Here is a 13,693-nt window from a genome sequence, read left to right as displayed (position 1 = left end):
AGCACCAAGGATACCGAGAATGAACGATGCGCTGAAGTCACTGGTTAGCTTGCTGGAGCTGGAACCCCTGGAAGAGACGCTGTTTCGCGGCCAAAGCCAGGACCTTGGGTTTCCCCAGCTGTACGGTGGGCAGGTACTTGGCCAGGCGCTGGCCGCCGCCGCCCGCACCGTCCCCGAGGAGCGTCGCCCTCACTCCCAGCACGGCTACTTTCTGCGCCCCGGTGACCCCCATCGCCCGGTGGTTTACCAGGTCGATACCATTCGCGACGGCGGCAGTTTTACCACCCGCCGAGTCACCGCCATTCAAAAGGGGCGGCCCATCTTCTTCTGCAGCGCCTCGTTTCAAAGCCCGGAAGAGAGCATCAGCCATCAGCGCGCCATGCCTGACGTGCCCACGCCAGAAGCGCTGCTGGAGAGCGGTGACGCCAAGCACGCCCGCTTTCCGGGCCATCCCATCGAGTTCCTGCACCTGAAGAACAATCCGGACAGCGCCTCGCCTGCCGGGCAGTGCCTATGGTTCCGGTTCGCGGGCGGCCCGCTGCCCGACGACCCCGCGCTGCATCGCCACCTGCTCTCCTACGCGTCGGACTTCAACCTGCTGACCACCGGGCTGATCCCTCACGGCATCAAGTACACGGACCCGAAGCTGCGCATCGCCAGCCTCGACCACGCGCTGTGGCTGCACGAAGATACGCGGCTGGACGAGTGGCTGCTGTACGCCATCGACTCCCCCTGGAGCGGCAGTGCCAGAGGGCTGGCGCGAGGCCATATCTATCGCCGCGATGGGCAGCTGATTGCCTCGACGGCACAAGAGGGGCTGGTACGCTACCCGCTCACCTGACGCCCAACACCCATACGAACACCACACACGACAACGCCCGCAGAAAGCGGGCGTTGTCGTCATGGCGTCTCGAACAGCCAATCTCGTGTCAAGCGGCGCTTAACTGCCGTAGACATCGTTGATGGTCTTGAGCGGATAGTGCGCCGGGTAGGGCTTGCGGGCAACCCCGGAGTCCACCGCCGCCTGGGCCACCGCCGAGGAGACACGCTCCAGCAGGCGAATATCGACCGGCGTGGGGATGATGTACTCACGACCAAAGCTCATCTCGGTACGCTCGTAGGCGTTCAGCACTTCCTGGGGCACCGGCTCGCGGGCCAGATCTTTCAGCGCATGCACGGCGGCCAGCTTCATCGCTTCATTGATGCGCGTGGCGCGTACGTCAAGCGCCCCACGGAAGATGAACGGGAAGCCCAGCACGTTGTTGACCTGGTTCGGGAAATCCGAGCGGCCGGTGGCCATGATGACGTCCGGGCGCGCTGCCCGAGCCACATCAGGATGAATTTCCGGGTCCGGGTTGGTGCAGGCAAAAATGACCGGATCCGCCGCCATCTTCTTCACCTGCTCGGCAGACAGCAGCCCGGGGCCAGACAGACCGATGAACACGTCGGCACCGTCGATGGCATCGTCCAGAGTGCGCATGTCGGTATCACGGGCAAACTCGGCCTTGTACTCGTTGATGCCATCGCGGTCGGTGTGGATCACGCCGCGACGGTCGAGCATGACCAGATGCTCTTTCTTGGCACCACAGGAGATCAGCAGACGCATGCAGGCAATCGCCGCAGCACCCGCGCCCATGCAGACGATCTTCACGTCTTCGATGCGCTTGCCGGCGATATCCAGGGCATTGAGCATGCCGGCAGCGGTGACGATGGCCGTGCCGTGCTGATCGTCATGAAACACGGGAATGTTGCAGCGTTCGATCAGCGCCTTTTCGATTTCGAAGCACTCGGGGGCCTTGATGTCTTCCAGGTTGATACCGCCCCAGGTATCGGCGATGCGTGCCACGGTATCGATGAACGCCTGCGGATTCTCGGCATCCACTTCGATGTCCACCGAGTTGATGCCCGCGAAGCACTTGAACAGCACGCCCTTGCCTTCCATCACCGGCTTGCTGGCCAGCGGCCCCAGGTTACCCAGGCCCAGAATGGCACTGCCGTCTGAAATGACCGCCACCAGATTTCCCTTGCCGGTATAACGGTAGGCATTTTCCGCTTCGCGAGCGATTTCGCGAACCGGTTCAGCCACCCCCGGGCTATACGCTAGGGCCAGATCCCGCGCCGTCGCGGTGGGCTTGGTCAGCTCAACGGAGAGCTTACCGGGGATCGGTTTAGCGTGATAATCCAGAGCTGCCTGCTTATTTGCATCCGTCATGGTCAAGGTCCAATCAGCCTAAAGTAGAAAAGTCATATCAGAATATAGAAAAAACCCAAGCGTCTCAAGCAGCTAGTCAACCAGCCTATGAAACGTGCGTTTTAGCGGCTTTTCCCATCCATTCGGAACTTTTCAGCTTCATTTGCTGCAACTTATGCATAGCACCCTGACCCATAACGGTTTCGTTATGGATGCACTGCAGCATAAGCTGGAAATAGATTCCAAAACGACGAGCAGACTTATCCACACCCGCCGCGAGATAGCGGCTGTGGACAACGTCGCAACAGGAGGCTCAGGGCCATGGCTTCATCACACAGCGTTCGGCCAGCGTTCAGATGCCGGTGCCGCCAGGGAGCGGCCAAATAAGGCAGGGACAAAAAACCCACGCCGTAGCGTGGGTTTTTGCACAGGGCACATGGCGTGCCTGCGATGGGCTGAATCCGTCGGGATCAGCCGCGCTTGACGGCAGCGCCAAAACGCTTGTTGAAGCGCTCTACGCGGCCACCAGTGCTCGCCTGCTTCTGCTTGCCCGTGTAGAAGGGGTGGCAGTTGGAGCATACGTCCAGAGAGAAGTCCTGACCAGAAGTAGAACCAACCTGGAAGCTGGCACCGCAAGAGCAGTTGGCGGTGACCGTGTTGTAATTCGGGTGGATACCTTGTTTCATCTTGAGCCTCATGAGCTATATGCCGCCACCTGATCCGCTGCCAGGCACCGCATACGGGTGTGAAAAACTGCTAACCGGTTAGCCGCTCGATCCGATAGATTGAGAGCGGCCGCGCATTCTAGCAAACTAAACGCCGGAGGCCAATTGTCTGATTCTGTTTCTTCCCCGTCCGCCACGGCAGAGCGTACTCCGGGCGCTTTTCAGGTGCTGAAAGTGGCCTTGCCATCGCCGCTGCGCCGCCTGTTCGACTACCTGCCAGCACCCCGTGCGCCCGCCTGCGGCTGGCTGCCGGGGCTGCGGGTGCGGGTACCGTTTGGCCGCCGCGACGTGGTGGGGGTCGTCGTCTCTCTGGCTTCCGGCAGCGAGCTGCCCCGCGCCCAGCTGCGCGCGGTCAGTGAAGCGCTGGACGACGCGCCGCTCCCCGAAGACTGGCAGTGGCTGTGCCAGTTCACCGCCCGCTATTACCAGCACAGCCTGGGCGACACCATGCAGCACGCCATGCCCGCACGCCTGCGCCAGGGCCACCCCATGGTGGGCCGCACGCAAACCCTGTGGCATGCGCGTCAAGGCGATGACACGCCGCTACAGCGCGCGCCGCGGCAGGCCGAGCTCTACCGCCTGTTGCGCCAGCACCCCCACGGGCTGGCAGGGCGGGCCATCAGTGCCCACGGGTTCACCCGTGAACAGCTCCAGGCGCTGCAAAAAAAGGGTCTGGCCGAACCCCAGGAGATCACCCTGACGGCGGGGCAGCCCGTCTCCGGCAGCTTGCTGGCAACGCCGTCATTACCCCTCAACCGTGAGCAGGCCACGGCCCTGGCGGCGCTGCACGAAAAGCTGGACGGCTACCACCCATGCCTGCTGGAAGGCGTGACCGGCAGCGGCAAGACCGAAGTCTACCTGCAGTTGATCGAGGCGCTGGCCGCCAAGGGCAAGCAATCGCTGGTGCTGGTACCCGAAATCGGCCTGACGCCGCAAACCCTGGCGCGCTTCAAGAGCCGCTTCCGGGTGCCCGTGGTGGCCCTGCATTCGGGCCTCACCGACCCGGAGCGCCTGGACGTCTGGGAAGCCGCCGCCAGCGGGCGCGCCATGGTCATCATCGGCACCCGCTCGGCCATTTTCACACCGCTGGCCAAGCCTGGTGCGATCATCGTCGACGAGGAGCACGACGGCTCTTACAAGCAGCACGACGGGCTTCGTTACCACGCCCGGGATCTCGCCGTGGCCCGGGCACACCACCACCAGATCCCACTGCTGCTGGGTAGCGCCACCCCTTCGCTGGAAAGCCTTCAGCAAGCGCTCTCGGGCGTCTATCGGCACCTGCGCCTGACCCAGCGCCCCAGCCGCCACCCGCCCGCCAAGCTGGAACTCCTGGACATGCGCCATCAGCGTCGCCAGGGAGGCCTTCTGCCCGGGGCGCTGCAAGCCATCCGCCAGACGCTGAAAGCCGGCAAGCAGGCGCTGGTCTTCATCAACCGGCGCGGCTTTGCCCCCAGCCTGGCGTGCCACAACTGTGGCTGGCTGGCCGAGTGCCATCAGTGCGATGCCCGCATGACGCTGCACAGACAGCCCCCTCTGTTGGCCTGCCACCACTGTGACAGCCGACGCGCCCTGCCTGATGCCTGCCCCGAGTGCGGCAGCGGCGACCTGCGCGCACTGGGGAGCGGCACCGAACGTACCGAAGAGACCCTGCAGGGGCTCTTTCCTGACACCGTCGTACACCGTATCGACCGCGACAGCACCCGCAAGAAGGAGAGCTTCGAGCAGGTGCTCAAGGAGATCCATCGCGGCGAGCCCTGCCTGCTGGTGGGCACGCAAATGCTGGCCAAGGGCCACCACTTGCCCCATGTCACCCTGGTCGTGGTGGTCAATGCCGATGGCGGCCTTTATGCCGCCGACTTCCGCGCGCTGGAGCATAGCGCCCAGCTGCTGGAGCAGGTGGCTGGCCGAGCCGGGCGGGCCGCTCATCCCGGCCGGGTGCTGGTGCAGACCCTGCACCCCGACGACCCCCATCTGGGCCAGCTGGCCGAACATGGCTATGGCGCCCTGGCCCGCAACCTTCTGGAGGAGCGGCGCTTGGCACAGCTTCCCCCGTTTTGTTTCATGGCGCTACTGCGCGTCGAGAGCCCCCAGGAGCCTGCTGCCATGGCGCTGGCTCAGCAGGCTGCACAGGCCTTGCGCCAGTGGCTCACGGATGCCAACCTGCCGGTACGCTGCCTGGGGCCAGTGCCAGCCCCCATGGAGCGCCGCCAGAATCGCTACCACCTGCATGTCATGATCACGGCCCAGAAACGCAGCCACCGACACACGGCGGCCCACTGGCTGGTACAGTGGCTGGAAGCTCATCGCGATGCGCGCAAGGTGCGCTGGTCCGTGGACATCGACCCGCAAACACTGGCCTAGCCATGACCACGCCCGCGACGCCCAGCCTGCCCCGGCCTGGAATACGGCTTTGAAACTGCGCGCCAATTGCCGATAATGGCCGCTTTGACGCTGCACCATTTGGGCGCTTGCACACGCCGCCACCGAAGACACCCGGATATTGACATGAAAGACACGATTATTGCTTTGCTCGAAGGCGCCGTTGATGCGCTCAAGCACCAAGGCGTGCTGCCCAACGATGTACAGCCGGCCATCAAGGTCGACCCCACCAAGGACAAAGCCCACGGCGACTACGCCACCAACCTGGCCCTGATGCTGGCCAAACCCGCCAGCATGAAGCCCCGAGAGCTGGCCGACGCCCTGGTAGCCGCCCTGCCCGCCAGCGACGCCATTCAGAAAACCGACATCGCAGGCCCCGGCTTCATCAACTTCTTCGCCGCCGCCGATGCCGCCGCCCAGATCGTTGCCCAGGTGCTGGATAGCGGCGACGCCTTTGGTCGCAGCCTGATCGGCAAGGGTGAAAAAGTGCAGGTGGAGTTCGTCTCGGCCAACCCCACGGGCCCGCTGCACGTGGGCCATGGCCGCGGCGCGGCGATTGGCGACTGCCTCTGCCGCCTGCTGGAAGCCAGCGGCTATGACGTCACTCGGGAGTTCTACTACAACGACGCGGGCGCGCAAATCAACAATCTCGCGCTCTCCGTGCAGGCCCGTGCCAAGGGGCTGGGCCCCGAGGATGAGAGCTGGCCTGCCGATGGCTATCGCGGTGAATACATCGTCGATGTGGCCACCGATTACATGGCTGGCAAGACGGTCACCGCCGACGACCGCAAGGTGACGGCCAAGGCCGATGCCGACGACCTGGAAGCCATTCAGGCGTTCGCCGTGGCCTGGCTGCGCCGCGAACAGGATCTGGATCTCAAGGCCTTCGGCGTCGAATTCGACGTCTACTTCCTCGAATCATCTCTCTACGAGGACGGCAAGGTCGAGGCCACTGTCGAGACGCTGGTCGCCAACGGCCACACCTACGAGCAGGATGGCGCGCTATGGCTGCGCACCACCGACTTCGGCGACGACAAGGACCGCGTCATGCGCAAGCGTGAAGGCGGCTACACCTACTTCCTGCCCGACGTGGCCTACCACCTGAACAAGTGGCAGCGCGGCTTCAAGACCGTGATCAACGAGCAGGGCGCCGACCACCACTCTACCGTTACCCGCGTACGTGCGGGCTTGCAGGCACTTGGCGTGGGCATTCCGCAGAGCTGGCCCGACTACGTGCTGCACCAGATGGTCATGGTGACCCGGTCGGGCGTGGAAGTGAAACTGTCCAAGCGCGCAGGTAGCTATGTCACCATACGTGACCTGATCGACGAAGTCGGCCGCGATGCCACCCGCTTCTTCCTGGCCGCGCGCCGCGCCGACTCGCAGCTGACCTTCGATATCGACCTGGCGCGCTCCCAGTCCAACGACAACCCGGTGTACTACATCCAGTACGCCCATGCCCGGGTATGCAGCATGCTGCGCAAGGCCGAAGAGGCAGGCCAGCCCTTCGACCACGGCGTGGCGATGGCCAACCTGGCGCTGCTGGATAGCGATCAGGAAAAAGCCGTGCTCAACCGCCTGGCCCGCTACCCGGAAGTGGTGGAGCATGCGACCCGCAACCGCGAGCCTCAGCAGGTGGCCCAGTACCTGCTGGATCTGGCGGGCGACTTCCACACCTGTTACAACGCCGTCAAGGTCATGGTCGAGGACGACACGCTGCGCAACACCCGCCTGGCGCTCGGTCTGGCCACGCGTCAGGTGCTGCGCAACGGGCTGGATCTGATGGGGGTCAGTGCCCCAGAGGAGATGTAATTCATGGCCAGCCCGCGTAACAAGCCTTCCCGTCGAGGCGCCACCTCGCAGCGTAAATCTGCTCGCCGCTCCGGCGACGGGTGGCGTATTCCCGGCTGGCTGTGGGGGGTGGCCGGGGTGGCCGCTGGCTTCTTCCTGGCGCAGCATCAGCACGGCACCGCCCCGTGGCAGGAGCAGAGCAGCACGCCCCAGGCCACGGTGCTGCCCAAGCCCTCCAGCGATGAGCGCGGAGACGCCCAGGGCACTGGGCAGGCAGCCTCGGCAGAACCGGCCATGCCCACCTTCGAGTTCTACACGCTGCTCCCCGAAACCGAGGTCATCGCCCCAGGCGGCGCCATTCCGGCCAATATCACTCGGCCTGAGATCGCCGAAGCCGCCGCAGAGGCCGCCAGCAACGCGGCAGCCGCGGACGACGCCTCGCCGGGCAGCACCGGCAGCAGCGCCAACGACCCGATTGCTCAGGTCATTGCCGCCAACACGCGGCCCAACGAGCAGGCCGCCGTGGCGGCTACCCAGCCGCCTGCCGCTAGCAGCACTAGCACCAGCAGCAGTTCCAGCACGCCGAATCGCTACATGCTGCAAGCCGCTTCGTTTCGCGACCTCAGCGACGCCGAGCAGCTGCGCGGCCGGCTGCGCAACCTGAGTTTGCTGGCACAGATCAGCGAAGTGCAGGCCAATGGCGACACCTGGCACCGCGTGCAGGTGGGCCCTTACGAGGATACCCGGGAGCTGAACCGCGCCCAGGACCTGATGAGCACTCAAGGGATCGAACCCCTGCTGATACAGCTGCAGAACTGATCCATCCCCTGACCGCGCCTGAAGGCGCGGTTTTATCACTTGGCTTTCTCGAGCGGGCGGTTGATTTTTCATCAGCCGCCCGCATTTTGTTGGGAATCGCTTTTTTTACGGCCACCCAGGGTGGCCGATCAGTCATCGGGAGCGCGTCTCCCCCAAGGAGTTATCTCCATGACCACCATTGTCTCCGTTCGCCGCGGTAACCAGGTCGCCCTTGCTGGCGACGGCCAAGTATCGCTGGGCAACACCGTGATGAAAGGCAACGCCAGCAAGGTTCGCCGCCTCTATCGCGGCAAGGTACTGGCCGGTTTTGCCGGCGGCACAGCAGATGCCTTTACACTGTTCGAACGTTTCGAAGCTCAGCTGGAGAAGTACCAGGGCCATCTCACCAAGGCGGCCGTGGAGCTTGCCAAGGATTGGCGCACCGACCGCGCCCTGCGCCGCCTGGAAGCGCTACTGGCCGTGGCCGACCACAGCGCCTCGCTGATCATCACCGGCAACGGTGACGTGGTCGAACCCGAACGCGGCATCATCGCCATCGGCTCGGGGGGCAACTACGCTCAGGCCAGCGCCCGCGCGCTGCTAGAAAACACCGATCTCTCCGCCCGTGAAATCACCGAAAAATCCCTGCAAATCGCGGGTGACATCTGCGTATTCACTAACCACCACGTCACGCTCGAAGAGCTGAACATCGACGACCGTTGAGGCCCCTTTATGACTCAGATGACACCCCGTGAAATCGTCCATGCGCTGGACCAGTACATTATCGGCCAGCAGGATGCCAAACGCGCCGTTGCCATCGCGCTGCGCAACCGCTGGCGGCGCATGCAGCTCGACGATGACCTGCGCCCGGAAGTCACCCCCAAGAACATTCTGATGATCGGCCCCACCGGCGTGGGTAAAACCGAAATCGCTCGCCGCCTGGCCAAACTGGCCCGTGCGCCCTTCATCAAGGTCGAAGCCACCAAGTTCACGGAAGTGGGCTACGTGGGTCGCGACGTGGAGTCGATCATCCGCGACCTGATGGAAGCCGCCATCAAGATGGTGCGCGAGCACGCCAAGGAAGAAGTCGGTCACCGCGCCGAGGATGCCGCCGAAGACCGCGTTCTCGATGCGCTGCTGCCGCCGCCACGCGGCCAGGAAGAGCAGCCCCGGGACGATAGCAGCACGCGCCAGCTGTTCCGCAAGAAACTGCGCGAAGGCCAGCTGAACGACAAGGAAATCGACATCGAAATCACCGCCCAGAGCCAGGGCATCGACATCATGACGCCGCCGGGCATGGAGGAGATGACCAGCCAGTTGCAGAGCCTGTTCTCCAACATGGGCCAGCAAAAGCGTGAAACGCGTCGCGTTACCGTCAAGGAAGCCCTGGTGCTGCTGCGTGACGAAGAAGCGGGCAAGCTGGTCAACGAAGAGGAGATCAAGGCCCGCGCCGTCGAGGCCGTCGAGCAGCACGGCATCGTCTTCCTGGACGAGATCGACAAGGTGGCCAAGGGCAGCGGCCAGTCCAGCGGTGGAGAAGTGTCTCGCGAGGGCGTTCAGCGCGATTTGCTGCCGCTGATCGAAGGCTCCACGGTGTCGACCAAATATGGCATGGTGAAGACTGACCATATCCTGTTCATCGCCTCCGGTGCTTTCCACCTGGCGCGGCCTTCCGACCTGATCCCCGAGCTGCAGGGCCGCTTGCCCATTCGCGTGGAGCTGGATGCCCTTACTCCCGGCGACTTCAAGCGCATTCTCACCGAGCCTTCCGCCTCGCTGACCAAGCAGTATCAGGCGCTGCTGGGCACCGAAGGGCTGGACGTGGAGTTCACTCCCGACGGCATCGAGCGCATCGCGGAGATCTCCTGGCAGGTCAACGAAGGCACCGAAAACATCGGTGCGCGCCGTCTGCACACGGTCATGGAGCGGCTACTGGAAGAGGCCTCGTTCAAGGGCGGCGATATGGATAGCCCGCTGGTGATCGATGCAGATTACGTCAACGCGCAGCTGGGAGAACTGGCGGTAGACGAAGATCTCTCCCGCTATATTCTGTAACCTCTGTCGCACCCCGACACCTGGCTACCCTGGCCAGGTGTCGCTCGTGCCTGAGCGACGTAACGCCAACCATGAGTGCCCCGACCATGAACGCCTCCAACACCCACACGTCTACCCACACTCCCTCTACCCCCGATGCCCCGGTCCCCACCCGAGTGCACTACCACAAGCAGGCCCGCGAGCTGGAACTCGGCTACGCCTCGGGCGACACCTACCGGCTGCCCGTGGAACTGCTGCGCGTCTACTCCCCCTCTGCCGAAGTGCGTGGCCACGGTGGCGACACGGCGGTACTGCAAGTGGGCAAGAAGGACGTCGGCCTGCAGAACATCACCCAGGCGGGTAACTACGCCCTCAAGCTGCACTTCGACGATGGTCACGACAGCGGCCTCTACAGCTGGAACTACCTGCACGACCTCGCGACGCATCAACACGCTTACTGGAACAACTACCTAGAGCGGCTGGAAGCAGCAGGCGCCTCCCGCGAGCCTGCGGGCATTCAATTCAAGCAGCTGTGACGCCGCGCCCCAGGTGAAGCGCAGACAAAGCAGGCTCGAGAAGGCTACAATGTTGCCAATCAATGATTGCGATGACCTTATGGTCGACTACTACCGCCTCGAACTCGGGAGCTGAAGCCCCATGAGCCCCACGGAAAAACGCACCACCCATTTTGGCTACCAGGAAGTCCCGGTCGACGAAAAAGCCTCACGCGTCGCCGATGTCTTCCACTCGGTCGCCGCTCGCTACGACGTCATGAACGACCTGATGTCCATGGGCATCCACCGTGTGTGGAAGCGCCTCACCATCGAGCGTGCTGGCGTTCGTCCCGGCCATCATGTGCTGGACATCGCTGGCGGCACGGGGGACCTGACCCTCAAGTTCTCGCGTCTGGTCGGCCCCCGCGGCAAGGTCGTCCTGGCCGACATCAACGCCTCCATGCTCAAGGTAGGCCGCGACAAGCTGATGGACAACGGCGTCGGTGGCAACGTCGAGTACGTCCAGGCCAATGCCGAGTGTCTGCCCTTCCCGGACAACAGTTTCGACTGCATCACCATCGCCTTTGGCCTGCGCAACGTGACCGACAAGGACGCCGCGCTACGCTCCATGGCACGGGTGCTCAAGCCCGGCGGCCGACTGCTGGTGCTGGAATTTTCCAAGCCCAACAACCCACTGCTCTCCAGGGCCTACGATGAGTACTCGTTCCGGCTGTTGCCCAAAATGGGCGAACTGGTCGCCGGCGACGGCGAAAGCTACCGTTACCTGGCCGAATCGATCCGCATGCACCCCGACCAGGAAACCCTGAAGGGCATGATGGAAACCGCCGGACTCGATCGAGTGGAGTACACCAACCTGACCGGCGGCATCGTCGCCCTGCACCGCGGCATCAAGCTATGACGCCTCGCACGCTGACCCAACGGACGATGAGGCCCGCATGCTAGTCACCCCGACCCTGCTGCTGGCCGGTTGTGAACGTACGCTGAACGCACTGCTTGCCCGTGACCCTGCTGCTCCTGGGCGGCTGGCCGCGCTGGCGGGCAGCCGCCTGCTGGTGCGTCTGGAAAAGCCACAGCTGGCGCTGCTGCTTTGCTATCACAATGCCGGACTGGACCTGCAGCACGGCGACGACGTCGATGAAAGCGACGTGGATGCGGTGGTCGAACTGACCCCGGAAACCCTCTCGGAGTGGCTCAGCGGTGCCTCCGTGGAGCGGCTGATGTTCGAGGGCAAGCTGGCCATTCGAGGCCAGGTGCACTTGCTGGAGGCCACCCGGGAGCTGCTGCTGGACTTGGAGATCGACTGGGAAGGCGAGCTGGCGCACTGGCTGGGTGACATGCCCGCCCATTCGCTGGCCGAAGGGCTACGCCGAGCCGCGCGCTGGGGGCTGCGCGCCAAGGACGAGCTACTGCAGGATGTCTCGGAGTATGTCTTCGAAGAGGCACGCCTGCTGCCGGGCCGTCAGCAGCGCGACGTGCTGCGCGATCACCTCACCGAGCTGGAAATCGCCACCGACCGCCTGGATGCCAGACTGCAGCGCTTGAATCGGCGTCTCACGCAGTTGGCCAAGGCCAGCGCGCCCGAGGAGCCGAGCGAATGAGCCTGCGGCTGTTCAAGATTCTCTGGGTAGTCACGCGGCACCGTTTGGACACGCTCGTACCTGCCGAGCGCATGCCGCTCTGGCTGCGGCTGCTGACCCGTTTTTCGCCTCTCCAACTGGTGCCGGTGGGCAAGCGCAGTCGCGGCGAGCGCCTGCGGCTGGCGCTGGAGGCACTGGGCCCAATCTTCATCAAATTCGGCCAAATGCTCTCGACCCGCCGCGACCTGCTGCCGGAAGACATTGCCGACGAGCTGAAACGTCTGCAGGATCAGGTGCCGCCCTTTGCTGGCGAGCTGGCAGCGGCCCGGGTGGAGAAAGAGCTGGGCATGACCCTGGTGGAGGCCTTTGCGGCCTTCGACCGCGTGCCCCTCGCCTCGGCCTCCATCGCCCAGGTGCATGCCGCCACCCTGCACGGTGGCGAAGAGGTAGTGGTCAAGATCATTCGCCCCGGCATCGACCGAATCATGCGTCAGGACATGGGGCTGATGTACCAGGTGGCGAAGCTGCTGGCCAAAGTGCCCGAAGCCAGACGCCTGCGCCCGGTAGAAGTCATTCGCGACTATGAAGCCACCCTGTTCGACGAGCTGGACCTCTACAAGGAGGCGGCCAACACCTCTCAGCTCAAGCGTAATTTCAAGGACTCGCCGCTCCTCTTCGTGCCCACCATCTACTGGCCCTACACGCGGCGACACGTGATGGTGCAGGAGCGCATTCGCGGCGTACCGGTGGCCGACCTGGAGACCTTGCGGGCCCGCGGCACCAATCTGAAAAAGCTCGCCGAGCGCGGCGTGGAGCTGTTCTTCACCCAGGTATTCCGGGACAACTTCTTCCACGCGGACATGCATCCCGGCAATATCTTCGTCAACTGTGACGACCCGGACGACCCCCAGTACATCGCCATCGACTGCGGCATCGTGGGCAGCCTCACCCGGGAAGACCAGGATTACCTGGCGCGCAACCTGCTGGCTTTTTTCCATCAGGACTATTACGAGGTCGCCTCCCTGCACATCGAGTCGGGATGGGTGGGCGAGAACACCCGTGCCAACGAGTTTGCCGCGGCCATTCGTACCGTGTGCGAACCGATTCTGGAAAAGCCTCTGAAGGATATTTCCTTTGGGCAGGTGCTGCTGGGGCTGTTTCAAACGGCGCGACGCTTCAACATGGAAGTTCAGCCGCAGCTGGTGCTGCTGCAGAAAACCCTGCTCAACATCGAAGGGCTGGGGCGTCAGCTCTACCCGGAGCTGGACCTGTGGAGCACCGCCAAGCCCTACCTGGAGAAGTGGATGAGAGAGCGCGCGGGTATCGGCGGGCTCTGGGCATCGCTCAAGCGCCAGGCGCCGGAGCTTTCGCATCAGCTGCCAGAGCTGCCGGTACTGGCACATCAGGCGCTCAGCCGCATGGAACATGAACACCGCCAGCGGCATCAGCAGGTCACCGCGCTCAGCCAGATGCGCCACCAGTTGAAACAACAGGGCAAACGCCAGCATCGGCTGCGCATCGGTTTGGCACTAGTGGCCATCGCGCTTGCCTGGCAGCCGCTGAGCAGTTGGGCCGCCACCCAGGATTGGCCGATTCTGGCAGCTGCCGGGGTCGGGTTGCTGCTGCTGATCTGGCAGTGAGCCTTCCCAGCGCGTGCCGGATGACACTCTATTGCGATGAATA

General features: G+C 63.9%; 12 protein-coding genes. 10 read left to right on the top strand and 2 right to left on the bottom strand.

Going from position 1 to position 13,693, the window contains the following annotated elements; genetic code table 11:
- Positions 1–19 precede the first annotated feature (19 nt).
- On the top strand, positions 20–841 hold the full coding sequence (locus IE061_RS03845) for an acyl-CoA thioesterase (protein WP_016916141.1): 822 nt from the start codon (positions 20–22) through the stop codon (positions 839–841).
- Between the two features lie 99 nt (positions 842–940).
- Here IE061_RS03845 and IE061_RS03840 read toward each other — a convergent pair whose 3' ends face one another.
- Both IE061_RS03840 and rpmE read right to left on the bottom strand, forming a co-directional pair.
- Positions 941–2,212 carry a malic enzyme-like NAD(P)-binding protein gene (locus IE061_RS03840; protein ID WP_081192686.1) on the bottom strand — a complete coding sequence of 424 codons (1,272 nt, stop codon included), beginning with the start codon at positions 2,210–2,212 and terminating at the stop codon, positions 941–943.
- Between the two features lie 449 nt (positions 2,213–2,661).
- Positions 2,662–2,877 carry a 50S ribosomal protein L31 gene (rpmE, locus tag IE061_RS03835; RefSeq protein WP_016916139.1) on the bottom strand — a complete coding sequence of 72 codons (216 nt, stop codon included), beginning with the start codon at positions 2,875–2,877 and terminating at the stop codon, positions 2,662–2,664.
- A gap of 144 nt (positions 2,878–3,021) precedes the next feature.
- On the opposite strand from rpmE, the gene IE061_RS03830 reads away from it, so the two are divergent.
- The 9 genes from IE061_RS03830 to ubiB all read left to right on the top strand — a co-directional run bounded on the left by IE061_RS03830 (position 3,022) and on the right by ubiB (position 13,650).
- Positions 3,022–5,277, top strand: coding sequence for a primosomal protein N' (locus tag IE061_RS03830; protein ID WP_230478373.1), 2,256 nt, complete (start codon positions 3,022–3,024; stop codon positions 5,275–5,277).
- Positions 5,278–5,421: 144 nt separating this feature from the next.
- Positions 5,422–7,107, top strand: a complete 1,686-nt coding sequence (gene argS / locus IE061_RS03825; RefSeq protein WP_193461024.1) for an arginine--tRNA ligase — start codon at positions 5,422–5,424, stop codon at positions 7,105–7,107.
- 3 nt (positions 7,108–7,110) lie between these two features.
- Positions 7,111–7,905 (top strand): SPOR domain-containing protein, encoded by a 795-nt coding sequence (locus IE061_RS03820; RefSeq protein ID WP_016916136.1) that lies wholly within the window; start codon positions 7,111–7,113, stop codon positions 7,903–7,905.
- A 168-nt stretch (positions 7,906–8,073) separates the two neighbouring features.
- Positions 8,074–8,607: an ATP-dependent protease subunit HslV gene (gene hslV, locus IE061_RS03815; RefSeq protein ID WP_016916135.1), complete on the top strand. Its 534-nt coding sequence runs from the start codon at positions 8,074–8,076 to the stop codon at positions 8,605–8,607.
- Positions 8,608–8,616: 9 nt separating this feature from the next.
- A complete protein-coding gene (gene hslU / locus IE061_RS03810; protein WP_193461023.1) occupies positions 8,617–9,939 on the top strand; it encodes an ATP-dependent protease ATPase subunit HslU in 1,323 nt (440 codons plus the stop codon).
- Between the two features lie 86 nt (positions 9,940–10,025).
- On the top strand, positions 10,026–10,454 hold the full coding sequence (locus tag IE061_RS03805) for a gamma-butyrobetaine hydroxylase family protein (protein WP_016916133.1): 429 nt from the start codon (positions 10,026–10,028) through the stop codon (positions 10,452–10,454).
- Between the two features lie 121 nt (positions 10,455–10,575).
- Positions 10,576–11,331 carry a bifunctional demethylmenaquinone methyltransferase/2-methoxy-6-polyprenyl-1,4-benzoquinol methylase UbiE gene (gene ubiE, locus IE061_RS03800; RefSeq protein WP_016916132.1) on the top strand — a complete coding sequence of 252 codons (756 nt, stop codon included), beginning with the start codon at positions 10,576–10,578 and terminating at the stop codon, positions 11,329–11,331.
- A 37-nt stretch (positions 11,332–11,368) separates the two neighbouring features.
- The gene (locus tag IE061_RS03795; protein ID WP_193461022.1) at positions 11,369–12,031 is read left to right on the top strand and encodes a ubiquinone biosynthesis accessory factor UbiJ; all 663 of its coding nucleotides are present in this window, start codon (positions 11,369–11,371) and stop codon (positions 12,029–12,031) included.
- Positions 12,028–13,650 carry a ubiquinone biosynthesis regulatory protein kinase UbiB gene (ubiB, locus tag IE061_RS03790; protein ID WP_081136348.1) on the top strand — a complete coding sequence of 541 codons (1,623 nt, stop codon included), beginning with the start codon at positions 12,028–12,030 and terminating at the stop codon, positions 13,648–13,650. The genes IE061_RS03795 and ubiB overlap by 4 nt, the downstream gene beginning before the upstream one ends.
- Positions 13,651–13,693 lie beyond the last annotated feature (43 nt).

The organism is Vreelandella hamiltonii (assembly GCF_014651795.1).
GTDB classification, from domain to species: Bacteria; Pseudomonadota; Gammaproteobacteria; order Pseudomonadales; family Halomonadaceae; genus Vreelandella; species Vreelandella hamiltonii.
The sequence above is the reverse complement of the archived record's forward strand: the minus strand, read 5'-3'. Positions and strand labels throughout refer to the sequence as shown.

What these genes read in the sequence shown, in the direction of transcription:
- ubiE (WP_016916132.1), top strand. Translation starts at nt 10,576, where the DNA reads ATGAGCCCCACGGAAAAACGCACCACCCATTTTGGCTACCAGGAAGTC.
- IE061_RS03840 (WP_081192686.1), bottom strand. Translation starts at nt 2,212, where the DNA reads ATGACGGATGCAAATAAGCAGGCAGCTCTGGATTATCACGCTAAACCG.
- hslU (WP_193461023.1), top strand. Translation starts at nt 8,617, where the DNA reads ATGACTCAGATGACACCCCGTGAAATCGTCCATGCGCTGGACCAGTAC.
- hslV (WP_016916135.1), top strand. Translation starts at nt 8,074, where the DNA reads ATGACCACCATTGTCTCCGTTCGCCGCGGTAACCAGGTCGCCCTTGCT.
- rpmE (WP_016916139.1), bottom strand. Translation starts at nt 2,877, where the DNA reads ATGAAACAAGGTATCCACCCGAATTACAACACGGTCACCGCCAACTGC.
- IE061_RS03805 (WP_016916133.1), top strand. Translation starts at nt 10,026, where the DNA reads ATGAACGCCTCCAACACCCACACGTCTACCCACACTCCCTCTACCCCC.
- ubiB (WP_081136348.1), top strand. Translation starts at nt 12,028, where the DNA reads ATGAGCCTGCGGCTGTTCAAGATTCTCTGGGTAGTCACGCGGCACCGT.
- IE061_RS03820 (WP_016916136.1), top strand. Translation starts at nt 7,111, where the DNA reads ATGGCCAGCCCGCGTAACAAGCCTTCCCGTCGAGGCGCCACCTCGCAG.
- IE061_RS03795 (WP_193461022.1), top strand. Translation starts at nt 11,369, where the DNA reads ATGCTAGTCACCCCGACCCTGCTGCTGGCCGGTTGTGAACGTACGCTG.
- IE061_RS03845 (WP_016916141.1), top strand. Translation starts at nt 20, where the DNA reads ATGAACGATGCGCTGAAGTCACTGGTTAGCTTGCTGGAGCTGGAACCC.
- argS (WP_193461024.1), top strand. Translation starts at nt 5,422, where the DNA reads ATGAAAGACACGATTATTGCTTTGCTCGAAGGCGCCGTTGATGCGCTC.